Genomic DNA, 24,972 nt, shown 5'->3' with positions numbered 1-24,972 from the left:
GGAACCTGATTGAACTTGACCAGCAGGCCGGCCAGCAGCAGGCCCCGAAGGGCAATGGAAACGGAAAGGGAGGCAATAATGGCCAAGGTAACGGCAAGGCCAATGCGCCGGGGCAGAACAAAGGAGGAGAGACTGGAAGTTTAGCGCTTTCGACTGATGATATCAATTACAGGTATGATGCGGTAGGAAAACTGATATCTGATGAGAAAGAAGGTATCACCAATATAGAATGGAATCCTTACGGTAAAATCAGATCCGTGAGCAAGACAGATGGGACTAAGTTGGAATTCAGGTATGACGCCGCAGGGCAGCGTATTGAAAAGAAGGTAGGGGAATCGGTTCAGAGGTATGTGAGGGATGCGTCAGGCAATCCGATGGCAATTTATGAGGTGGATTCTTTGACGGAGCAGTCGATATACGGCAGTTCAAGATTGGGTATTCAGGTGGCCAGTTCACAGCAAGGATATAGGAACCTGGGAGGAAAGCGGTATGAGCTAAGCAATCATTTAGGCAATGTATTAGCAGTGGTTTCAGACAACATCCACCAATCTTCAGATAGCACGTGGGCTGAAATTATCAATCTGACTGATTATTACCCATTCGGGTTAGCCATGGAGGGGAGAGCTTACCAAGACTCCTTATCTTATAGATACGGGTTCAATGGGAAAGAAAATGATTCAGAGACGGGTACGCAGGATTATGGGTTTAGGATTTATGATCCGAAGATTGCGAAGTTTTTGAGTGTGGATCCTTTGACTAAATCTTACCCGATGTTGACACCGTACCAGTTCGCATCAAATAGGCCGATTGATGGGATTGATTTGGATGGGTTGGAATATTGGAATTCAACAAGTATATATTCAGAAGGTATAAATGTGGCCGTGGGAAATTTTTATGGATTTAATTTGGGTATTTCAAACGGTACTGCCTGGGATATGATTGGTAAAACCCAATTTAAAACCTATACTGCCGTATGGCCTGGTAACCAAAATTTAAGTGAAAGTAGTACAAATCCTAAAATTATTGGAGGAGCAGAAATAGGTATTGATGGAGGTTTCAACTTTGCATACAAGAAACCGACATTCTCAAAAGCAATGGAGGCTATAGGCATGTCAATGAGTACAGTAAGTGCTAAATGGGGGCTAGGAGGAAGTGTGCAGTTTGGGAAAAATTTGTTTGGAATTAGAGTGGGGTATGGTATAGGAGGAAGTTTTAAAAGTGGAGACCAATCTGTGGTTTTTGAATCTATTTCTATTTCAAATTCAGAAGCTAGTAAAATAAGACTAGGTGAAGATTGGATATTAAGTGAACCATCATTTTACAGAAACAGCCAAGAAGGCAGTATAAGGGCCGAAAGCCAAATTATTATTGATGGAAAAGGAAGTGGGATTAAGGTTTATAGTAATGCTGTTGAGTCAGTTAATGATTCTGGCAGTTTGGAATATAAACCAGATGGAATTTGGAAGTCTAGATCGTATTTTGAAAAAGAAAAGGAGTATAAATAATAACTTTCATAGATATGACATTTAATTTTAAAAGATTTTTAATTTCAATAATAGTAATTTCAATAATTGTTCCAGTCATATGGTATGGGTATGTAGGATATTGGCAGCTTAAAACCAAACGATTATATGTAAAGGCAAATTCAGAATATGAAGTAATGTATGGTTACCATACTAAAATAAATAAAATTGATCAGACTTTGATTGGGAGGAGTAGAGAAGATGGTAGAAAGTTGGTACATTATTATTCCAAATTAAATGAATTAAAGTTCGTTAAAAGGGATACAATCGTTTATAATGGAGATACTTTGTATAAAGATCCGATTTCAGTCCCTGTTCCAATCAATTATGTAGGAGTAAAAACAAGAATATATGTTTCTTCGGATGAAAAATTTAAGGAGGTTGTTAAAGGTTACGTGTTTAATGTTGAATGCTGGGGTTATTTTGTTGCTTATATTCCATCAATTAATATCCATGAAACAGAACCTTCTGAAGAGCAATATATTGATTTTATGAAATATGTAGACCAACTTCCAAAATCCAATAGTAACAGATTTGGTTCATTAAGTCCTTACGGTTTTTATTGTAATTAAGCAGATAACATTTATTTGACTAATGAAAGTGTCTTCCTTCATGAAAAACGTCATTAGGTTTGAGCTGGACCGCCATGATCGAGAAGGACCGGCAGGATACGGTGATTACGTTATATAGCTATGATGAACATGAGGACCGAGCGTTAAAAATTGCTCCGGTGGCCCCGAAAGCTTTCGGGGTTAGCGAGGAGCCTGTCCCGAGAAGCATTTGCGGATCGGGAGGCCAGGTTGCAGGGGAGGAAAGGGTTTACTTCAAAAGATCCCGTGACTGGCCCCTAAGCGTACGGAATATGTATATGATTTGGTGAGTGGGAATGTGAACTTTGTGATGTACCAGAATGGGGATTTGACTATAACTCACCACAGATGTCACAGATTCACACAGAGATAAAAATTAATAAAGAAGTCAAATACACACCTGCCTCGGCAGGATTTGTCCCACATATATTGGATGGATTCCTCTGAGGTGAAGTTTGGATGTGAATATACCGGGTGATGGTGATCCTGGTGCAGATGGAGTCAACGGCCTGAGGACAGGTAAGGATGCCTTTGCCTTTACTTTGGGGTATAATGCGGATGATTAATGAATAAGCAAATTAGGTTAAGCCGATTGCTTTATATGGTGGATTAAGAACACCTTCTAGAAGAATTGCAAATCCTTTTTATCCCGACCGCTGCGCTTATCGGGACCACTGAAAATGGTGGTCTGGCTTCGGAATTGCAAATTCCGAAGAGCAGGAGAGTGGGTTTATAAACTCCATAGTTTATAACGTTATCCCGAACACTTGACATTCACGGCTTGGTTGATAGGTTTAAGGTCCTTCAGGGAATAGCTGCGCTATATTCCCTGAAGGACTGATTAATGGATTAAGGAGTGGAAGTACCTTACGTTAATCCCNAGTGGGTTTATAAACTCCATAGTTTATAACGTTATCCCGAACACTTGACATTCACGGCTTGGTTGATAGGTTTAAGGTCCTTCAGGGAATAGCTGCGCTATATTCCCTGAAGGACTGATTAATGGATTAAGGAGTGGAAGTACCTTACGTTAATCCCTTAATCCATTCAACCCTTAAACCTATTTCATAGATCCCCGCAGGGATGATTGGGAAATAATCTTCTAACCTACGTAGTTTAGAAGGTTATTCGGCCTGCGGCCTGGTTTAGGGGTTTAGAAACCGCGGAGCGGCGAGGAGGATGAGGCGTGGGCTCACGCAAGCCCATAATGTTTATATATTGGCTCCACCAATTATTTTTTTGAGCGTGGTCCCTGAGTGAAGGCGATGGGAAGCCGAAGGGGGCGTCTTCCAAATACAATCTTCTTGAGTTAAAGCAATCATTAATTTTTTAAATATATCGTTTAAAGACTGTAAAGGGTGATTATGTATAAAAATAAGTAAAAAATTACTTAAAAATTTGATATTAATCCATGTAAACGTAATTTAGCAGTAGTTATTGTTTAAAAATTCATATAGCTGCTTAAATTATTGTTTTTACTTGATAGATATGATTGATATTTTGAAATCTAAGAAGGGTGGTTTTATTTTTTTCCTGTCTCTTGCCCTGTGGTCCTGTGAAGAGGATTTTGAATTGCTTAGACCATCAGTTGAAACCCAAGAAGTAACTGATGTTACCCATGAGTCCGCGTTATCTGGTGTCATTATCCTAGATGATGGGGGAGACCCTATTCAGCAAAAGGGATTAGCCTGGGGAATAAGTTCTCCTCCTACCATTGAAGATAACCAAACCCTGTTGGAGGGCGATAACATGGAGGCTAGTCTTACGGGGCTTCAGCCTGGTACCAATTATTTTGTAAGGGCTTTTGCTAGAAACAGTGTGGACATCAGCTATGGTAGGGAGTATGAATTTAAAACTTCATCAACCTATCCTCGAGTAGCGTTACTTCAAATTGAAAACATAACCGTCAATTCGGCCAGGGTTAATGCCGAAATGGAAAGCTATGGAGGATCCGAAGTGGCAGAGAAAGGGTTTTGCTGGGGACGGAGTAGCGAGCCTACCCTAGAGGATGGGCATGTCATTTTTGCTGAAGGGGAAGAATTTAATCAGACCCTCTCAGGACTTGAGCCGGATACTCAGTACTTCGTCAGAGCTTTTGCCAGAAATGAAGTTGGCTTGTCATATAGCGAAGAATATGACTTTTATACTAAAGATAGGCTACCTGAAGCCCCGGCTCTGCCTGGCAAGACGGCGTTCCCTTCAAAACGGTAAAGGGACTGATTGTAAACTAGTTATTAAATGATTTTTGGAATATGAAGAGATTTCTACTTTTTGCTGTTTTTATATTGATCAGTTTGCAGGCAGAAGCCCAACGGATTACCTCAAGGGGCGGACCTGTTTATTTTATTGATGATGAGAATCAACTTTGGGGATGGGGTGGTACAGGCTTGGCGAGTGGGAAAGGGGATGGGGATGTTCCTGAACTTTTAAATTTAGATATAGAAATAGAAAAGATTTATGCCAGCCCGGATGCCACCCTCGCCATTGATGTGAATGGTGATGTTTGGGGCTGGGGGACGAACTATTTTGGAAAATTGGGGATAGGTGAAGAAGCAACAGCTTCTACGCCGACCCAAGTAAAGTTTCCTGCAAAAATTAAGGAAATTAATTTTCTTCAAAATACAGCAATTGCTTTAACTATTGATGGAAAAATTTGGGGTTGGGGAAGCAACCAAAATAATAGATTGAATTTGGGGGAAATCAGCATTCAAAGAACACCCGTGGAGATTTTTCCTGAAACAAGTTGGAAATCAGTTAAATTAAGTTCATCTGGCTTCGCTGGAGTTCGAGAAGATGGTACGTTGTGGGCTTTTAACCGGATTATTCAAGAAGACGGAGGGTGGGAACCAGGTCAATCATTAAAAGCTGTTAATCTTGAGAATGATTGGAAGGTGGCTTATGATTTAAGTGCCAGCTTTGCGATGAAAGAAGATGGCAGCATGTGGAGTTGGGATCGCTTAAGAACCGCTTTGGAGGGCTTAGATCCTCTCTTACCAGAGAAAAAATTCAGTTCTTTCAACTATTCGGGTAGATACTCATTGATTGACGAGGAAGGAAATCTATTTCTATTTCAGGATGGGGAATGGATGCTTGCTAATGAAATGAAATGGAAAGAGGTAGAAACTGGAAGCGTCAATTTAGGGATAACAAACGATAATGAGGTGTATACTTGGGGTTGGAATCTGAATGGTAATCTTGGAATAGGCACTCATGGAAATAAAGCATTTCCTTTCAGGCTGGAGATTCCCTTTCCAGTAAGCTCTTTTAGCTCAGGCCTAGATTCATTTATTGCATCTGGTGAAGGAGGTAATCAATATATTTGGGGATCTAGACACCCGGAAAGACATTTTTTACCTGACACCGTAGACTATAGGCTGCCTTTTCCAATAGAAAGAAAAGGACTTACCTCAATTCAAATCAATGACAGGAACGTGACGGGATTTGATACCGACGGTTTCTTGTATGGTTGGGGGAATTTTGTCAGCTGGGATGGCATACTTGGAGAAACCTTACTAGAGAAAACCCGTCTATCTGATTTTAATGACTGGAAAGAATTTAGTTATACAATGGGTCATAGCTTATTTTTAAGAGAAAATGGTGATATATATATCTTAGGCGATTTTTATCCATACGAAAATAATGTGCCCTGGAATCTGAGGCTCTTGAAAGAGGATTCTGATTGGTATAAAGTAAGCGTAGCAAACAATTACAGCATTCTTGTAAAAAGAAATGGAGAAGTGTGGGTGGCAGGCCAAAATACATTTGGAAATTTGGGCACAGGGGATAATATTACCAGGGCAGAGTTTGTGTTGATGGACAGTTCGGGTGTGTTTGCTGATATTAGAGAGATAAGAAGCTCAGGTGTACAGACTCTCGTTATCTTAAATGACGGGACCTTATGGCGTTGGGGCCAAAATATTGATAAGCATATGGCCAATACTGAGGAAATAAGACTGACTCCTTTTCAGGTTGGAACTGATAATGATTGGAAAGAAGCTGCGCCTGGACGATATGGAGCTCTTTATATTAAAGAGGATGGGACCCTTTGGGCATCTGGGGAGAATGTTTTTCATTTAGACCATAGAGAACTTTCCGACCCAAGTGAAATAATACAGTTGGGAGAGGATAAGGATTGGAAGCATGTATATACCAACGATTTTGATACTAATTTTGCCCTTAAAAATGATGGTTCATTGTGGTCTTGGGGTAACTCCGGGCTGGGCCGAGCAGGTAATTCGGATGCCTTTCGAGATGAATTGCAACTGGTTAAATTTAATGTAGAGAAACCGCTTCCTCCAGTTATAGGTGACCTACAGGTGTCTGAAATGGAACCAGGAAAAGTAACCCTAAGTACATCTGTAGAAAATGTCAGCGCTGATTCGATATCGATTCGTGGGTTTATTTTCGCCCAAACTGATAATCCAGGTTTTGAGGACAGTGTAGTTGAAAGCCATGAGGGTTTTGAAGCAGAAGTTGAAGGACTTGCCCCCAATTCTACCTATTGGTTTAAGGCATTTATCATAATGAACAACTCTGATACGGTGGTGAGTGAAGTTTATTCCCTTACCACAGCCACCGTATTGGCAAGCATAGCCACCCCTAGCACAGTGAACATTGATATAACTACCGCTAAAGTGCAATCGGAAATAGAGTCTGAAGGGGGAGCCAAAGTACTCGAAAGAGGGTTTGCGTGGTCAATTAAACCTGAGCCCTCTATGCAAAACGCAATTCTATTGGAAGATGAAATGAGCTTTGCTGCCACCTTGACCAATCTCAGTCCAGATAGGGCATACCATGTATGGGCTTTTGTACGTACTGAAAAGGGGCTTGCCTGGAGTGAACCTTTGATCTTCAATACTTTGGATGACGATTTGCCGCCCATTATCTCATTTCGACACGAATCAAAAGAATATTTTTATCTCGAAGGTGCGTATGAAATCCAACTTGAATTAGCTGATCACAGTAAAATTTCGGAAGCCATAATTAAATATAAGGGAATCAGGCAAGCTGAGGATGACTTGGAATGGAAAGGTTCTGGGAATTTGGCAGAGATTCCCAGTGACACCTTGAATATAACCTACAGCTTTGAGGAAGTCAATTTTGATGAGTTGGGAATGGTATTTCATGTAGAAACCACTGATGAGTTTGACAATACGTCTATAAGTGAGGAGAAGGTTATCTATAGAACTTACAGTTCTGCCGCTCCTTTATCTTATGCTTTGCCACATGCTGGGGTGGCCACCGAGGACTATAGGCTTTTTAGTGTTCCTTTAGACCAGCCAGATGCCACGGTATCCAATACCCTGGGACGTGATTTTGGGGAAGTACATGAGGCACTATGGCGGATAATTTCACTTGCAGACGGAGAACTGAGGGAAATGTCTGGAAATGAGCGATTGGAAATGGGTAAGGCCTATTGGCTCATTTCAGCATTGAACCAGCCCTTGAATTTTGTGGGTAGTGTGGCTAGGGTGACTCCCGGCGATCCATTTCAATTGGAGCTGGAGGAAGGGTGGAATATGATCAGTAATCCTTACCCCTTCGATTTGGATTGGGATTTCGTAGCAGCTACCAACAAGAATTTGGGAGATGTGCCGTCCCCATTAGGGTTTGTCGGGGACTATTATGAAGAGCTTATGTTGAGGCCATTTGAGGGTGTGTTTGTGTTTTCTCCTTCCCCAAAGCAGGTTGTTTTACCGGTTGGATTAGGGGCAGGCTCATCTGCAAGGTTAGCTTCCAGAGAAGATACTGGTTGGAAATTGTCATTTAACCTAGGCACACCATCTGGATTATCAAACAATGTTTCAGCATTGGGTATTTTAGAAGAGGCTGTGGAGGGGTTTGATCGCTACGATTTACCCCTTATGCCGAGAATGGCATCGTATGTAGACATTTCGTTTTTGGATAAAGAAATTGTGGGGCTTCCGTTTACCAGGGATTTTGTCTCAGAGCTGGAGGGATATTCTTGGGAATTTCAAATTAACAGTACTGAAGAGCAGATTGATCTAAGTTGGTCCATCGATAATTTAAAGTCTGGTCAGCTTAAACTGGTAGACTTGACTCATGGTACATCCTACGATATGGCTAAGACCAATAAGATTTCAACTGTCAAGGGGAGTGAGTTTAAGGTTACTTATACATCCCAAGGAGAAATTAGGGGTGCAGCCCGGCTAAACAATATTTACCCCAACCCCGCGAGTTCTATTGTCCATATTCCTTTTACCCTGCAACACGATGCCCCCTATGAAATCCATATATATGATAGTATGGGCAAGCTGATTGACATAATTGGTCAAGAAATCGGCAAAGCCGGAGAACATGAGGTTTTATATAATGTAAATCAATTAACTCGTGGTCTTTATCAAATCTTGATTAGGACTTATGGCGATAATCAACCTGTTTTGATGAGTAAAAGATTGATTGTTAAGTAATTATTGAGTGGATTTTTTATGTGTAAAACGCAAATTTTTACGTGGTTTTGCGTCCCGCTGGCATAACTGTATTGGATGCCCAACGGGACAAATTAAGGGATTAAAAAATAAACAGGTTTTAAGTTTTAAGTCCAAATATTTGGCATTTTATTCATGTATTAAATTTTTGGTACTTTTTTTGTTTAGTTGCAGCTTTAAATTATTCAGTATTCGTCCCCTTAGGCCGAATTAGATATTCATCTTTTTAAATTCTTATTTCCATGAAAAAACTTTACCTCTTTGTCATCTTATTTTCACTAGGTGGCGTTTTGTCCAATTTAAAAGCTCAAGTCACCTTTTCCCATTCCGCGGGGGTTTTTTCCACTAACTTGACTAGCAACATCCCAGCAGGGCTGGCCTATTCTCCCAGAGTTAATTTCTTGGAATTGACAGATGAATCTACCTTGTCATTTGGAACCCATTTAGGGCTGGGCATTACCGGCGGTTGGGCTTCAGATCTTTTGGTGGATGTTCCTTTAGTGGTAGAATATAATTTTGGACATGCTTCCAGCCCCTATTCTGATGCGCTTTTTGGGGGATTCGTTGGACTCGGTTACGATTACATGCATATTGAAAGCCTAGGCGATGAACCATCCACTCTGCGCCAAAGCATCCATGGCCCTATGGTCAATGCCGGTATCAGGGCGATAGTATTGGAAGTGCCTTTTATGCTTAGGGCAGCCTACACCCTGAACCTCAATGATCACCAAGGCAATCCTACGAATGTGTTGGTTTTAGGACTATTGTTTAACCTTAATTGATAATTATTATGAGAAGTTTCGTCATTGTTTTATTGAGTTTATTTTTTGCTTTTTCGGTGGAGGCCCAAAACCAAACCGGCCAACTGGTCAAAGCCAAAAAGCTGAAAGGAAAAAAGTACAGGACCATACACCGGATAATCGGACAGGATGATCTAGGAGTCTATGCCGTAAAATCCAGTAAGGCTGACCATATCGATGATTTTGTCAAAAAACCTGTGTTGGAGCGGTATGATGAAAACCTGAATCTGGTACACTCCATGAAATTGGACAAAAGGCCTTATGCCGGATTTTTTCTGTTTGAGGAACTGATCCAATTCAACAATGATCTGGTCATGTTCTTCACGACAATGAAGAAAGGTCAGAATGTTTTCTATCAGAAAATAGACAAGCAGACACTACAGCCGATAGGCAGTCCGGAGCAGGTGAGCCAGAGCCAACTGCCCCTGTTGTTCAAACCGCAGATGCTCAAAAAAATCAATATAGAAGTTTCCCCTGATGGAGAGAAGGTGATGGTGTTTTTCCGCCACCCAACGGGAGCCGGGCAGCCGGCGACTTTTGATATGGCAGTATTTGGACCGGGAATGGAAAAAGAATGGGAGTATACAGCCAGGCTTACGGATGAAAACCGGTATGTTCATGTATCAGACGCCAAGATTGATAATGATGGAAGGGTTCATTTTGTAATTAAACAACAAGGTAAAAATAGGGAGGTGAAACAGGGCGGTGAGCCTGAATCAAGATCATTTCTACAATCTTATAGTAGGGATGGCAGATTGGCTTCTACGGAGTTGGTTTCCCAATTTGATCCATTTTCCAACATGATGCTTGGGATTGATGTACAGGGAGGGCTACACTGTGTGAGCATATACTCCAATTATAAAAAACGTAAAGGCTCTGCTGGGCTTTATACGATGAAACTCGCAGCAGACACTCATGAGGTGATTTATCAAGAATATAATGCCTTTACCGAACAGCTAACTTCACAGGGATATCGTGCTGAAGACCCTAAAAGCAAAGTAACCGTCATAGGCAATTTGAATCCCAGTAGGATTCTAGCCTATTCAGATGGAACCATTGGTTTTATTGCCGAAGAGAGAACGGACCATGTGGGGTATGAGTACAGGAACCCTTCGAGTCAATCCAAATATCTTCAGCAAGGGGTTCACCCGCTCCATCAGAATCAGATGAACTCTCAAAAGACAGAACGTTACCGTTTTGGAAGCGTATATGCTTTTAAATTCAATAGCGATGGGACAGAACAATGGAGTAGTAAGGTTTTGAAAAACCAACACTCCAAAGAGGAAAAGGATTTTTACCTGTCTCATGGCCTGGCCTTTCTAAATGACAAAATCTATATGGTGTTCAATGAGAATGTAAAGAATTTTGAAGTTGAATACCTCGAGGACTATAAAGGGCTGAAAGGTAAAAATAATAACCAGGTTGTGATGGTTGGGTTTGATCGCGAGGGTCAAAAAAGCAAAAGCGTCCTTGCCAAAACAAAAGATATCGATGTGTTTGCCCGGCCTATTATCACCAAGCAAGTTGAAAACAATCAGTTGATCCTATTCGGACAGCTGAACAGAAAAGCCTGGATGGGCAGAATTGATATCAATCCGAATTTAGCAACAAATTAAAAGCTGACTAATAGTGGTTTAAAGGTTTAACGTCCCGCTGGCATAATTGTATTAGATGACCAGCGGGACTGACCGCTTCTTCAATTTTATCGGTTGTAAAGTAGCCGACACCCGAGTCGGAGACTCTTTACTCAGAGGTGCGAAGTCTGAAGACATTCGCACAACGGTAGTTCTGAGCGCTGAGCACTGGGCATTTAAAATACGGAAAGGCCAATACGGCTAGAATGGCCACGTTTGATGCTGGATCTGACAACAATGACAATAATGACAACGGCGAATTCCGATGCGTAGCGTCGGAAAAGCGGACAACCATGACAACCACGTGAACCTCAAGTACGAAGGACGAAGTACGATCGGCATCCGATCAAACATTAAACCATAAACAAATGAACGAAAATATTTGAAATGTCGGGACTGGCTACAGACACTGCTTTCTTGCAGGCTGCATCAGTTGGGTTGATAAACATGGTTTTTACTCTTCTTGCCATGAGTTTGATAGATAAGATAGGCCGTAAGAGGCTGATGGGTATCGGGTCCATTGGAATGATCGTCAGCTTGATCACCACCGCATATCTTTTCCAGCATGGAAAGGGAGATGTTGGGATATTGATACCCTTGTTGGTTTTTATTGCCAGTTTTGCCTTCTCTCAGGGGGCGGTGATATGGGTATTCATCTCTGAGGTTTTCCCCAATAAAGTACGGGCATCAGGGCAGTCTTTTGGCACATTTGTCCATTGGTTTTGGGCGGCAGTGATGACTTGGTCTTTTCCTATCATCGCTGTAATGCCAGGTGGAGGCACGATAGCATTTGGCTTTTTTGCAGTGGCCATGATACTTCAATTTGGATTTGTGATTAAATATTTTCCTGAAACGAAGGGAAAAGTACTGGAAGAGGAACTTGCATAACTGACGGGCTACACCTTCTGGATTGGGTATTCGCCCTGCGGCCTGGTTTAGGGGTTTAGAAACCGCGAAGCGGCGAAAACGATTAGGGGGGTGGGGGCTAGTGGGTAGCAACGGATATGTTATCCAGTTTCCCATCAATAAATTCCCGAATGATCCTGTTGTAAGAGGTGGAGGCACCTGGGAGTACTTTGCCTAGGGTTCCGTCGGATTTGATCAAGAGGTGGAAGGGTACTGCCCTGCCTTTTTTGTTTGTTTCAAAGGATTTGATGTATCGGTTTACTTCGAGGTTGCCGAAGACCTGCTCGTAATTGAAGATCAGGTCCGGGCGCTTATTGTTATAGTTTCTAAAGTTGAACATGCCCAATTTATCAGGGTGTTCATCGGAGAAAGCGATAAACCTTACTTTTTCATTTTGGTAGTCTTCCACTATCTGGTTGAGATCCGGGATTTCCCCTATACAGGGCTGGCACCAGGTTCCCCAAAAGTTAACGATCAATATTTCATCCTCCTTAATGTCTTCATCAATCATATCGCTGATGGCTTTTCTGACATTGGCAGGGGAATCAGCTTTATATAGGCTCGCATCTGGTAAGGCAAAAGCCAGAAATATTATGATGAAAGCGGCTGGAAAGGTATAAGGTTTGGTCATGTGAATCTTGTAAAAATCAGTGGGTTGATACCTAAATAATCTTTTCAATATAGATGTTTTAGTTTTGCGGAGCAAAGACAGATTGTGGTAGCCACCGCAATGAAAATAAAGAAGCGCAAAGAATTATTAGTTTAATGGTAAGGGAAGCCGCAGGGTGGTGATGGCGTGGTTTGCTCTAAACTCCTAAACCTCCCTATCCCCGCAGGGATGATCAAGGAATAAACTTCTAACCTACGTAGTTTAGGAGGTTATTCGGCCTGCGGTCTGGTTTAGGGGTTTAGTAACCGCGGCCAGCCCTCTAACCCATCTACCATTTTAATATTCTGCAATCTCATGCATCTAAATGTATTTTATGGATACAAATATGATTTGCAAAATATTGTTTTAATTTATAGGGTCTGAAAGCTTGTAAATATTGGGGATTTAGTTTTAATTAGGACCCAAATAAAAACCAGTACTTCAGAGGTTTGGGTAATAGGATAGGTTAGCAGGTACAGGAATAATTCAATTAGTGTCCATTTAACTTATTTCTATGAAAAAAACTCTACTGTTTTGTATTGCCTTCCTTTTTGCCTTTTCAGCTTTTTCACAACATGTCTTTGACGCCAATTTTGCGCCCAAGTTTTATGATTATGCCAAAGCAGAGCAAGCCCTGGCCCAGCCCGACGGCAAAATCATTGTAGCAGGTAATTTTATCGAAATCGATGGGAAGGAAGTGTCCGGATTGGTCAGGCTTAACCCTGACGGTTCGCTGGACCCAAGCTTTAATTTCGACTGGGCGCCCATTACCATGGTGCGGAGGATGGAAATCGGCCCCGACAACAAAATCTATGTTCTCAATGGCAGCAGGGTAGGAAAGGGGCAGACGCTTTTCCGGCTTTTTGAGGATGGGTCAGTGGACTCCTCCTTTGAAATCTCCCTCGATACGGAGATCATGGAATTTGCCATCCTACCTTCCGGAAACCTTGTAACCCGACATTTCCAACGCCATGGGCCCTTGCTTCATATGTATGATGCGCAAGGGAAAAAGGTTGAGGATTTCCAGGTGGAAAGTAACACTGTTGACTTCACCCACCTTGCGGTGCAGGGGGAGAAAATCCTTGCGCTTATCCCTTCTTTTGAGGAAGGTCCGTCCAGCTATAAGCTTATCAGGCTTATGCCCGACGGCAAGTTTGACCCAACTTTTGATTCGCCAACCCGCTACAGTACCGTTCCGCAATACCATCAGATAGTGGTATGGCCGGACAACAAATTCACCCTATACGGATTCATCTCTTCAGAACAGAGGCAGCTTGCCAGGTTTATGCCTGATGGGGAGTTGGACCCCACCTATGCCAATCCCGTTTTCGGCTCAAATTATGACATCCTGAAATATTCACCGGCTCAAAACGGAGAACTTTTTATCCTCGACAGGGAGGAATTCAGGGATGTCACTCTGCGCAAACTCAGCAACCAGGGGGGGCAGCAGTTTTCCTTTCCCGGTATGACGTTGAGTTCCGAGGAAAGAAGCGAGTCCGAACAGGGCATCATCCCCCTGGCTTTGCCTGACGGGGGACTGTTGGTGTATGGAGCCTTCAGCAAAATTGCCGATCATAATTCTTTCGGAATTACCAAAATTGACCTGTTCAACAGGATTGTGGAGAACTTCAATCCGGAACTTTTAAAAGCAGGTTCTACACAAGTGGCCAAAATGGACCATCAGGGAAGACTTCTGGTCGGGGGGGATTTTGTGAAGGTCAACGGGCATTTTGCCAACAGTTTGACAAGGTTTAAGAGAACCGGTGAAGTGGACGTCACTTTTACTGCAAATTACCTCAAGCAGCGGAAGAATGCGGTTACCGATATATTTGTAACTGAGGAAAATGAGGTTTATGTGGGTCTGGAAGTTCCTTGGACCTCAGCGGATTTTCTCCACCAACTCAACGATCAGGGAGTGTTGATGGATGATTTCAAGGAGAAATTTATGGTGCTGTCCTTGGGCGATGGAGTCCGGAAAATTCTGCCTTTGGAAGACGGAGGATTTTTGGTTGGCGGAAACTTTATGGCCGATAAAAACAACCTGAAGCCCCAATACCATCTGGTCAAATTCAACAGGGACCATTCCTTTGATCAGGACTTTAACGTGACGCCCCACTTCAGCAATATGACAAGGCTTTACACCATGGGCATCTCAAACGGGCAGCTTTACACCTCCTCTTTTGACAGAGACGACAATTACCATTTGAAGGTGTTTGGCCTAGATGGCGAGTTTGTCCGGGATTCGGTTTTCCAGGAAAGCGCCAATTATTCCGTCAGGGCGATCACGGCCTTGCCGGGAGGTAAAACACTTATTTCCGGAGGACCCAACCGCCAATTCAGTGAAAATGACAGCTTCAGGAATTTTGTACTGGACAGCCTTGGAAACATAACTGAGGGTAATTTTTCGCATAGACGCTTTATGGTGAATGACGTACAGGTGCTGCTGGATTCAACGCTATTGTGGGGAGGAACCTTTTCTTCTTTCAACAATTTCAACACCCCATATATTGCCAGAACTGACATGGAGGGGATGATCAAGGCGGTGGATACCGAGCTCAATGGACCGATTGAAACCATCAATTATTTGGAAAATGGTTTTCTGGCCTTGTCCGGTACATTCACGGAAGCCAATAAACAGCCCAGATTTGGCTTTGCAATCCTACGAGGGCCGCGCATTTCCCCAAGAATCATTGGGATTAAGGGACCGGGCATTTTTGGCCAAAATGAAACCATTGACCTTGGGGACCTTTTGGAGGTCATCGATATGGACAACAGTTTTCCTTCAGGATATACTTTCAAAATCTTGGGCAATGAAGTCGGCTACAGCATTGGGGAGGGAAGTATCACTACCGAAAAGGGTTATGTGGGCCCTCTGACATTTGAGGTGCAGGTCAACGACGGGGAAAGGGACAGCAATATTTTTGCGGTGGAGCTCCAAGTGGAAAGCTATACCAAGATTCAAGTGTTGGGGACCAGCCTTCCTGAGATGATTGCCAAAAACGGGTATCTGGAAATCAAGTTGGAGGACCTGGAACTGAACCTTGACCCAGAAGATGAGGGGTACAAAGATCTTCTGATCGTGATCGAGGAAGGTGAGCATTATACTGTAGTTGATGGTAAAATCATACCTGACACCGATTATTTGGGTGAACTCAAAGTAACCTTCAGGGTGGATTTTGGCAGTGTAGAAGGATTGCCTTATATCCATAATCTGTTGGTAAGGGACTTTGAAATGCCTGTGATAGTAGGGACAACCTTGACATCTGACCGCTATTTGAATGAAAAGATAGGGGTGACCATTGGGGAGCTTGTTTTCGAAGAAAACCCAGAAATGAACCTCCAAGGTTTTGTGCTAAAACTTCATGCAGGAGCCAATTATATTATTGAAGGGGATACCATTGTTCCTTCAGACCATTTTAAGGGAACCGTTAAGGTAGGCATCAGTCTGGTCAAAGGAGAAGAGGAAACCAATGTATATATAGCTGAATTCAACATGGGTGCCTTGGAACTTCCACGGCCTCAAATCACCAGAGTAGCCTTGCCAAGGGTGATCAACCTGAATGATAGCCTGATCCTGACTTTGGAGGATCTGGTGTTGAGTATAGGACTTACGGAACAGGAGAAGGAGTATTATAAGGTAAATATCAGTGAGGGGGAAAACTTCCGGATAAATGGACAGAGCATTTCCCCGGTGAGGGCCTTTACCGGAAAGATGACCATACCGATATTCCTTACCGCTCCGGATTACATCAGCAATGTTTACCTCTGGGAGGTCACCGTGCTTGATCTGGTAATTCCAAAGATTGCGGAAGTGAAGCACGAAAAGGTAATCCCTCCGGGCCAGAACCTTCGGATCAAAGCAGAGGATTTGGAGTTTGATGAAGATATCCCGGCAGATCAAATGGAGTTTTTGAAGATTAACATTCTTCCCGGCGAGCATTACGAAGTTGAGGAAGAGGATATCATCCCTGAGAAGAATTACGAGGGTATGATCACCGTGGGCCTTGAGGCAGAGTTTGGCAAATACAACACCCAGACCGCCTATATCAACTTCAGGGTTTCGGCAGTGACAGGCATTTCCATGCTGGAGAACGTGTCCAACAAAGTGAGAACCTATCCCAACCCGACAACAGGTGAGCTGAACATAGAGGTCAACTACCTGCAGCAGGGCACCACCATGATCGAGGTGATGAATCCGGCCGGCAAGGTGCTGCTGCAGCAGCTGATCGATAAGGACAGCGAAAAACTGATGCTCAACCTCTCCTTGGCCAATCTCCCAAATGGCCTGTACATTCTGAGAATCAGGACGCAGGACAAGGTTGCCATTAAGAAGGTTCAGAAGAAATAATGGAAACCTTTCAGGTCTATCAAATCCATGAGACCTGGAAGGTTTTTTAGTGAGAAGTGAAAATTGGGAAGAAATAGGTGTGACACTTTCCTCCTACTTTTTACCACTTACTTTTAACTATTTCTCGAGTCGGAGACTCTAAACCTCGGGGGTGCGAAGTCGGAGACATTCGCACAACGGCTTAATGATGGAAACCTTCCAGGTCTATCAAATCCACAATACCTGGAAGGTTTTTCAATGAATAACATTTATTTCTTTTAAAATGAAAAAGTTTTTGCTTTTGGGGATCCTGCAGGTCCTGGTTTTACAGTTTACTTTTGCCATAGGAAATTCCCACACAGATTTGGGGAAATTATCAGTAGAGGAAACCGCCAATTTTCAAGCTTTATTGTTTAATGAAGGTGAGGATGACCTTGTCTTTGCATTGAGGGAAACACGTGATTTTCCACAACTAAAAGTTCTGACGGACTTGCCATTGACCTTATCACCTGGTGACTCAGCATATATTGAGTTTAGTTTTGTTCCAGAGCAACTAGGGCCATTCAATGGGCAGATTACATTTGAAAACGGGTTTAGGCTTTACGTCTTTGGGACTATCGTGGAAAATCATCCCGAGGTTTCCATGAAATTGCAGGGAGCTAAGACCTTTGGTTTTGAAGGGGAGGAACTTCAGTTAGAATTTATAGTTGAAAATACCGGTGAGGTGGAGATAAAGGAATTTACAGTGAGGGAAGACCATTCAGCTTTGAATTTTAAGATGGGAAAGATAGGAGTCGGAGAGGTGGCTTCACATAAATTTACCTATGTCGTCACCAAGAAAGATATTGACAGTAGCGATATAACGCTAATCTTTACCGGATTAACTGATAACGGACACGCATTCCAGAGGTATGAAAATCTGATTTTCCAACCTGGACCGGTTATCACTTTAGTAGAAGCTGATGAAATGAAGGAGCTTTTAGTGATGGAGTATTATCGGTATCATATTTTAATTCAGAATACGGGATCAGAGGATTTGGTTATAAGCGGTGTAGACTTTCGGTTTCTTGGCTTGGATAACACAAATACCTTTCCTATGGTAGTGCCTCCAGGCAAATTTGGATCTGTAAGCTTTAATTTTTTCGCAGATGGTCCAGGCGATTTTAGTCAGAAACTGACAATTAAAAATAACAGTGTTAACGAGCCTGAACTCGAGGTGGACTTTGTTGCCCAAGTAAGGTATGGACCTAGTGAATGGGAAACCTACATTAGTATTGATAAAGAATATTTTTTACACGAAGGGGATGATTTAGAGGTCACTGTAGAAATAGTAAATACGGGTGATTACGGTACTGAAATTAGGGGACTGGAGAGGTATACCGGAAAATCCATACACATTGGACAAATACGCTCAAGAAGTTCGGTAATTAGAAGTTTCAGCTATACCGTTACCCCAAGTGATATTAGCAAAGGAAGCATTTTATTTGAGGTTGAAACCAATGGTCCGAATGGGGAGGAAAACACTGTTTACAAAGAAATAATGCTTAGGCCCCTCCCCAATATAGAAATAACCCCAGATCGTTCTTTTTTTAGTGAGGTAGGGGAAGAGATCAGGTTTGAAATTGCCATAGATTATCCTATCGAAATAATTCAAATAGAAGCTTATTTGTCATCCTTCTCCACAACTGTCAAAAAGGAAGAAAAGGGGTGGTCAATTGACCATGTAATTACCCAAGATGATATAGAAGAAGAGGCAGTTGAGATCCGGGTAGTAATTATCGATAAAAACGGTAAGTCTACAGAAGCGCTCTACCTTTTACCATTTAAACCTCAGGAGGAAAAAGGTGACGATGAACCAGGCAGTGATGAAGAAGAAAAAGGTTCCGAGAAGGGGGATGGGGAAGAAGGTTATACTGGAGGAGACATTGATTTCCGGGTATTCCATCCAGGTTTTGCACCTAGATTTTATGACTATGGAATTGTCCATGCAACATTTGCCCAGAGGGACGGTAGGCTCCTGGTGGCTGGAGAATTCATTGAGGTTGATGGTCAGGAAGTGAAGGGCTTGGTGCGGTTTCACCCAGATGGAACGCTTGATCACAGTTTTCAATATGACTGGGTTCCCCTCACCAGAGTAAAGAAAATAGAAAAAGGCCCAGACGGTTTGATATATGTGCTCCATAATTCTATTATCGGCCAAGGTCAAACACTTTTCCGGCTTTTCAATGATGGAAGATTAGATGCTTCATTCGTGATTTCACTTGAAAGTCAAATTATGGATTTTGTAATTCTTCCCTCTGGAAACATTGTTGCTAGGCATGCAGAGCGGTTTGGACCTCAGCTACATATGTATGATCCCAGTGGCGAAAAGGTCAATGGTTTTCGAGTGGAGAAAAACGAGTCCACATTTACCCAGCTGGCAGTTCAGGGTGATAAAATTCTTGCCTTACTTCATGTTCATGAAAATGGTACATTTTCCAAGGAGCCAGTTCGATTATTACCAGATGGCAAATTTGACCCAACTTTTAGTTCCATACGTTTTAGTTCTGTTTCACCTGAACATAATATTGTTGTGTGGCCAGACCATAAATTCACTTTATATGTAAGGTACCATTCCGGGGAAAACCAATTGGTTAGGTTTAACCCTGACGGTTCAATTGATCCCACCTATACAAATCCAGTTTTTAGTTCCAGCAATAGTCTATTTGATTATGCACCATCCGAAAATGGGGAACTTTTTATTCTTGACAGAGTAGGTAGTGAAATTACCTTACGGAAATACACCGTACAAGGTGACCAACAGTTATCCTTTAGCCCTATGGTAGTGACGAGAAGTCAAAGAAGTGAGGGGATGTATGAAGTAAAACCTATTTCTTTACCGGAAGGAGGTTGCCTTTTATATGGAACTTTTAGTGGACTTGACAATCATAGATCTTTTGGGTTGGCTAAAGTCGATGCCCAACATCAGGTGGTAAAAGGCTTTAACCCTGAAATTTTAAGGCCGGGTTACACTAATGTTTCGCGGATAGATAATCGAGGTAGGCTAGTGGTAGGGGGCGTTTTTTCAAAAGTTAATGGGCATTTCACGAATAATCTAGTTAGGTTCCAATCAAATGGTGAAGTCGATAAAAACTTTGCTTCAAATTACCAAGTTGAAGGCCGAAACCAAATAAACGATCTGCATGTAAATGAGGATGGGGAAATTTATGTTGGCTTGAACCTTCCATGGACTTCGGCTGATTTTCTAAATAAGTTGAATGAAAAAGGTGATTTAATTCATGATTTTAGAGGTAAACTTACGACTACTATTGTGAGTTCGGGAGTAAGGAAAATATTACCTTTGGAAGGGGGAGATTTATTATTAGGGGGCAATTTTAGAACCGTAAATAAGGATCCACAATATCACGTAATCAAAATTCGCCAGGATAATTCCATTGATACGGATTTTAATCTTTCTGATCACTTTAAGGATATTCGCCAAATACACACAATGGAAATTTCTGCGGGTAAACTTTATACTTCCTCTTTTGATAAGGAGGATAATTTTTACCTGAAAGTCTTTTACCTTGACGGAGAGTTGGTTCAGGATTCGGTTTTCAGAAGCAGTACAAATTATTCGATCAGGGCTATCACTGCCTTACCAGGAGGAAAAACGCTGCTTGTGGGAGGGCCCAATAAGCACCATTGGCATGATGACCGTTTTAAGAGTTTTGTACTCGATAGTCTTGGAAAGGTAACGGATGGGGATTTTTCTCATAAAAGCAATCTTGTGAATGATGTGCAGCTACTAGCAGATTCCACATTATTGTGGGGTGGAAATTTTACAAGCCTAAACAATTTTCATTTCGATAATATAGCCAGAACAGACACCTTAGGGTCTGTTTTGCCTCAACAGTCAGAAATAAACGGGCCTATTTTCAGGTTCAGCATGCTAGGTAATGGATTTTGGGGGATATCAGGAAGGTTTACTGAGGTAGATAACCAGCCTAGCTACGGTTTTTCAATAATAAAGGGTACCCATATCCCGCCTCGTATCATTGGAATAAATAGCTCAGGTATTCATAGCCAGGACGAAACCATTTTTATGGGTGATCTTTTGGAGGTTGTAGATATGTTTAAACAGTTCCCAGAAGGTTTCACTTACCAAATTACGGGCAACGAAATAGGCTATACCATAGAGGAGGGAAGTATAAGAACTGATAGGGATTTTTCCGGTAAGATAAGTTTTGATGTGCAAGTAAACGATGGAGAGGCAGAGAGTAAAAGCTATTTGGTAGAGCTTTATGTGGAGGCTGTCAAGAGGGTACAGGTACTTCATCAACGACTTCCCGAGGTTATAGCAATGGATGGATATATGGAGATAAACCTTCAGGACCTGGATCTTAATGTAGGACCGGAAGAAGAAGGTTTTCAGGACTTGAGGATCGTAATTGAGGAAGGAGAAAATTATACAGTTATAGATGGTGTTTTAATCTTAGATAAAAGTTATCAGGGAAATTTAAAAGTAGTTTTCAGAGTGGACAGCGGGGGCATTGAAGGAATCCTTTACACCCATACTGTATTGGTGAGGGATTTTGATATTCCAGTGATAAAAGGGACTCTTATGGAAACGGACCGATACCTGAATGAAAGAATTACACCCACTTTTGATGACCTGATTTTGGAGAAAGTACTAGATAAGGATTATCAGGATTTTGTGGTAAAAGTGCATCCCGGTGCTTATTATTCAGTCCAAGGAGATACAATTGTTCCAGCAAGAAACTTTAAGGGAAGCATTAAGGTGGGCATCAGTCTCGTAAATGGTGGGCGGGAAAGCAACGTCTATAATGTAGACTTTTACCTTGGAGGGAAAGCAACACCAAAGCCCCGAATTATAAGGGTATCCCTGCCAAAATTGCTTAACCAAAACGACAGTGTTACGGTAGCTTTAAAAGATGTGGAGATGGATTTAAACCTTTCCGAAGATGAGTATTTATATTTCAGCTTAAATATTTTAAAAGGGGAAAATTTCCGGATAAAAGAAAGTACCATCATTCCTGAAGTAAACTTTACAGGAAATCTTACCATTCCAATTTTCTTGGAGTCAAGTGATTATAGGAGTCCAGACTATTTATGGGAAATAACAATCCTCGATATGGTATTTCCTGAAATTTCTGCAGTTAGGCATCCTGAAATAATTTTTACAGGATCAAATCTCAAAATTAGACCAGAGGATTTAACTTTCGATGTGGAAATACCGGAAGAGCAGCTGGAGTTTCTAGCCATTAATATCCTTCCGGGTGAACACTACGTTGTGGAAGAGAATGAGATTGTCCCTGAGGTGTCCTATGAGGGCATCATCACTGCAGGAATTGAAGCCGAATTCGGTAAATACAAAACCCAGACCGCCTTTATCAATTTTAGGGTATCCTCAGTGACCGGGGTTTCCATGCTGGAGAACGTGTCCAACAAAGTGAGAACCTATCCCAACCCGACAACAGGTGAGCTGAACATAGAGGTCAACTACCTGCAGCAGGGCACCACCATGATCGAGGTGATGAATCCGGCCGGCAAGGTGTTGCTGCAGCAGCTCATTGACAAGGACAGCGAAAAACTGATGCTCAACCTCTCATTGGCCAATCTGCCAAATGGCCTGTACATTCTGAGGATCAGAACGCAGGACAAGGTTGCCATTAAGAAGATACAGAAGAGATAGAGTGGGATGGGATCCTCCCTGTAGGGACGAAAAATTTTTCGCCCCTACAGGGAGGATTTTTTTTATTAGAATCAATTACATATAAAATGAAAAAGTTTTTGCTTTTGGGGATCCTGCAGGTCCTGGTTTTACTGTTCAGTTTTGCGAAGGGTAGCTCTTTTGTTGATTTGGGTGATCGGGTGGTATGGCAAACTGCTGAATTCCAGGTTGAATTAAGCAATTCTGGTGAGGATGATCTCATTTTTGATGCATTGTGGGAGATAGGGCTCCCCAGTCTAAGGATTTTGGATGATTTTCCTTTGACCCTTTCACCAGGTGAGACTACATATCTTAGAATGAGTTTTGTCCCTGAAAATGTTGGGGAATTTAAAGGAGAGATAGGATTTGATAATGGGTTTAGAGTATATATTGAAGGAAGGATCCTGGATTTTGAACAAAAAGTATCTATTATCCTACTGGGCAAAAAAAGCTTTGGGTATGTAGGAGAGGAGCTTACTTTTGAGGTGGAAGTTGAAAATACAGGTGACATTGCCATTGAAAGTTTTACAATCAGGGAGGAGCATACAGGTTATGATGGTGATATTGGGCCTATTGAACCAGGAAAGAAGTTGAGCCTGTATATACCCTATACGGTAACCCAGGAGGATATAGAGAGAAATAGTATCCACTTAACGGTTGTGGGGACTACTGAGAATGGGTTTCAATTTTTTCATGAAGAACTCTGGCGGTTTAAACCTGGTGCGATGGTTTCCGTGCCGGAGTTGATTGATTTGGGGAATGTCTATTATAAATATGTGGATACTTTGATCCATATAGATTTTCATAATCCGGGAACAGATACTTTAAGGGTTTGGGGAAAAAAGACTTTTAGCAATAACTTTTCTTCAGTCTCCAATTCCCTAGTTTTAATTATGGCCCCCGGAGAGAAAGGGGAATGGCCTATGAAGTTTTTCCCGAGGGCGGTAAACATGGATTTTGAAGGAGATATTGAATTTTATACCAATAGTACAGTAACCCCTGAGGTAATTGTAAAACATAGGGCCAAGGTTGTATATGGGCCTGGAAACTGGGAATTGAAAGGCTTTATGCAGGATACTTACACTAGGGTAGGGGAAAAAATAGATGTCAAAATTGAAGCGGTTAATTTGGAAAACTTTATTATTGGTAACCTGAGAGGCTCTGAGAGGAAATCCCAAAGGGAGTTATATTTTGCTCGCAGAATTAATCCTTTTGAAATCTCTGAGTTTGCATACCAGTATACAGTCACAGAAAATGACATCTTGAACAGCAAAATCGACTTTGACTTTTTTACTTCTGATGTCACGGGAAATGAGGTTTCCCTTCATAAGGAGGTCACCTTAAAGATCCAGGAAGATGACGCTTTGCCACGCAAAATAGAGCCTGTTATCATCAGGGAGGGAAATACTCCTTCGGCCATACAGTTTAAGTTTGAGTGGGAGGAAGAGGTGCTTTCTCTGGCCTTTGATCTGGTGATTAAACCCGGCTTTGCCATCGACTGGAGTAAGGTAGAGCTGCCGATTCCCCTTAGGGATACCCACCAATTGACGGTAGAAGAGAATGGGGCTCCCAATAGTAGAGTGCTGGACAATGTTGTCAGGGTAAAGATCACCTCCAAGGATGGGAAACCGTTACCTCAAGGCGAGGGGATACTGTTTAACATTCCCATTGAAGCTGAGGATTCTGAAGAGTATGAGGTGAACTTCGACAATATTGTCCTGCTTGCTGCCACAGGCAATGTATTGCCAATCAATGCTGGGAATTACAGACTGGCCGCGAATGATCCGGTGACCGGGGTCTACCCGGAATTCAGGCACCTCAACATCTTAACCCAGAACTACCCGAATCCCTTTAGTAGGGCAACCACCATTAAGGTAAACCTGCCCAAGGAGATGAAGGCCAGGTTGGCGGTGTACAGCGTGACCGGCGAAGAGATCATGGTCCTGCTGGATGGCCCGCTGAAGGCTGGCGAACACGAGGTAATGCTGGACGGAATGGATTTGAAACCGGGGCTCTATCTTTATCAATTGCAGGCTGATGGGATGGTGTTTCATAGGAGGATGATAAAGCGATGATATATGGTGGTTTAGTCGGCCTGCGGCCTGGTTTAGGGGTTTAGAAACCGCGAAGTGGCGAAGATGAGGGTTTGGATCACGCAGCGGCGCTAAGAAAATCGCAAAGGCCGCGACGTTTAGTGTGGTTAATCTCTTCTTCCCCTCGCCCCGGTCCTTGAGCACAGGTTGGTTAAAATGGTTATTATTCCACTGGGCGTAGTTACGCTGTATTCCCAGCGGTGACTGATTAATGGATTAAGGAGCTGGAGTACCTAACCTTAATCCCTTAATCCTTTCAACCCTTCAACCTTATCACGGGTTGGTTTA

12 protein-coding genes are annotated in these 24,972 nt (G+C 42.4%); 11 read left to right on the top strand and 1 reads right to left on the bottom strand.

The window, feature by feature from the left end; genetic code table 11:
* The 8 genes from KI659_RS14970 to KI659_RS14935 all read left to right on the top strand — a co-directional run.
* The coding region (locus tag KI659_RS14970) for an RHS repeat domain-containing protein (RefSeq protein WP_213946178.1) at positions 1–1,505 on the top strand (1,505 nt) is incomplete at its 5' end.
* Positions 1,506–1,519: 14 nt separating this feature from the next.
* Positions 1,520–2,095 carry a hypothetical protein gene (locus KI659_RS14965; RefSeq protein WP_213946177.1) on the top strand — a complete coding sequence of 192 codons (576 nt, stop codon included), beginning with the start codon at positions 1,520–1,522 and terminating at the stop codon, positions 2,093–2,095.
* Positions 2,096–2,154: 59 nt separating this feature from the next.
* On the top strand, positions 2,155–2,403 hold the full coding sequence (locus tag KI659_RS14960; RefSeq protein WP_213946176.1) for a hypothetical protein: 249 nt from the start codon (positions 2,155–2,157) through the stop codon (positions 2,401–2,403).
* Positions 2,404–3,601: 1,198 nt separating this feature from the next.
* Positions 3,602–4,324, top strand: coding sequence for a fibronectin type III domain-containing protein (locus KI659_RS14955; protein ID WP_213946175.1), 723 nt, complete (start codon positions 3,602–3,604; stop codon positions 4,322–4,324).
* 41 nt (positions 4,325–4,365) lie between these two features.
* Entirely contained in the window at positions 4,366–8,544 is a 4,179-nt protein-coding gene (locus tag KI659_RS14950) for a T9SS type A sorting domain-containing protein (RefSeq protein ID WP_213946174.1), read from the top strand.
* 260 nt (positions 8,545–8,804) lie between these two features.
* Entirely contained in the window at positions 8,805–9,344 is a 540-nt protein-coding gene (locus KI659_RS14945) for a hypothetical protein (RefSeq protein ID WP_213946173.1), read from the top strand.
* 8 nt (positions 9,345–9,352) lie between these two features.
* Positions 9,353–10,978 (top strand): hypothetical protein, encoded by a 1,626-nt coding sequence (locus KI659_RS14940; protein WP_213946172.1) that lies wholly within the window; start codon positions 9,353–9,355, stop codon positions 10,976–10,978.
* 435 nt (positions 10,979–11,413) lie between these two features.
* Positions 11,414–11,884, top strand: a complete 471-nt coding sequence (locus tag KI659_RS14935) for an MFS transporter (RefSeq protein WP_246535434.1) — start codon at positions 11,414–11,416, stop codon at positions 11,882–11,884.
* 97 nt (positions 11,885–11,981) lie between these two features.
* Here the strand turns inward: KI659_RS14935 and KI659_RS14930 are convergent, their stop codons facing one another.
* Complete coding sequence (locus tag KI659_RS14930) at positions 11,982–12,581, bottom strand: TlpA family protein disulfide reductase (protein WP_213946170.1); 600 nt, start codon at positions 12,579–12,581, stop codon at positions 11,982–11,984.
* 484 nt (positions 12,582–13,065) lie between these two features.
* Between KI659_RS14930 and KI659_RS14925 the strand changes: the two genes are divergently transcribed.
* From KI659_RS14925 to KI659_RS14915, 3 genes are all read left to right on the top strand, one after another.
* The gene (locus tag KI659_RS14925) at positions 13,066–16,899 is read left to right on the top strand and encodes a T9SS type A sorting domain-containing protein (RefSeq protein ID WP_213946169.1); all 3,834 of its coding nucleotides are present in this window, start codon (positions 13,066–13,068) and stop codon (positions 16,897–16,899) included.
* 262 nt (positions 16,900–17,161) lie between these two features.
* Complete coding sequence (locus tag KI659_RS14920; RefSeq protein WP_213946168.1) at positions 17,162–22,573, top strand: Ig-like domain-containing protein; 5,412 nt, start codon at positions 17,162–17,164, stop codon at positions 22,571–22,573.
* A gap of 86 nt (positions 22,574–22,659) precedes the next feature.
* Positions 22,660–24,666 (top strand): DUF7507 domain-containing protein, encoded by a 2,007-nt coding sequence (locus tag KI659_RS14915; RefSeq protein ID WP_213946167.1) that lies wholly within the window; start codon positions 22,660–22,662, stop codon positions 24,664–24,666.
* Positions 24,667–24,972: the final 306 nt, after the last annotated feature.

The organism is Litoribacter ruber (genome assembly GCF_018449405.1).
Lineage (GTDB): Bacteria > Bacteroidota > Bacteroidia > Cytophagales > Cyclobacteriaceae > Litoribacter > Litoribacter ruber.
This window is presented reverse-complemented; position numbering and strand designations above follow the sequence as displayed.

What these genes read in the sequence shown, in the direction of transcription:
- KI659_RS14945 (WP_213946173.1), top strand. Translation starts at nt 8,805, where the DNA reads ATGAAAAAACTTTACCTCTTTGTCATCTTATTTTCACTAGGTGGCGTT.
- KI659_RS14950 (WP_213946174.1), top strand. Translation starts at nt 4,366, where the DNA reads ATGAAGAGATTTCTACTTTTTGCTGTTTTTATATTGATCAGTTTGCAG.
- KI659_RS14965 (WP_213946177.1), top strand. Translation starts at nt 1,520, where the DNA reads ATGACATTTAATTTTAAAAGATTTTTAATTTCAATAATAGTAATTTCA.
- KI659_RS14955 (WP_213946175.1), top strand. Translation starts at nt 3,602, where the DNA reads ATGATTGATATTTTGAAATCTAAGAAGGGTGGTTTTATTTTTTTCCTG.
- KI659_RS14915 (WP_213946167.1), top strand. Translation starts at nt 22,660, where the DNA reads ATGAAAAAGTTTTTGCTTTTGGGGATCCTGCAGGTCCTGGTTTTACTG.
- KI659_RS14925 (WP_213946169.1), top strand. Translation starts at nt 13,066, where the DNA reads ATGAAAAAAACTCTACTGTTTTGTATTGCCTTCCTTTTTGCCTTTTCA.
- KI659_RS14920 (WP_213946168.1), top strand. Translation starts at nt 17,162, where the DNA reads ATGAAAAAGTTTTTGCTTTTGGGGATCCTGCAGGTCCTGGTTTTACAG.
- KI659_RS14940 (WP_213946172.1), top strand. Translation starts at nt 9,353, where the DNA reads ATGAGAAGTTTCGTCATTGTTTTATTGAGTTTATTTTTTGCTTTTTCG.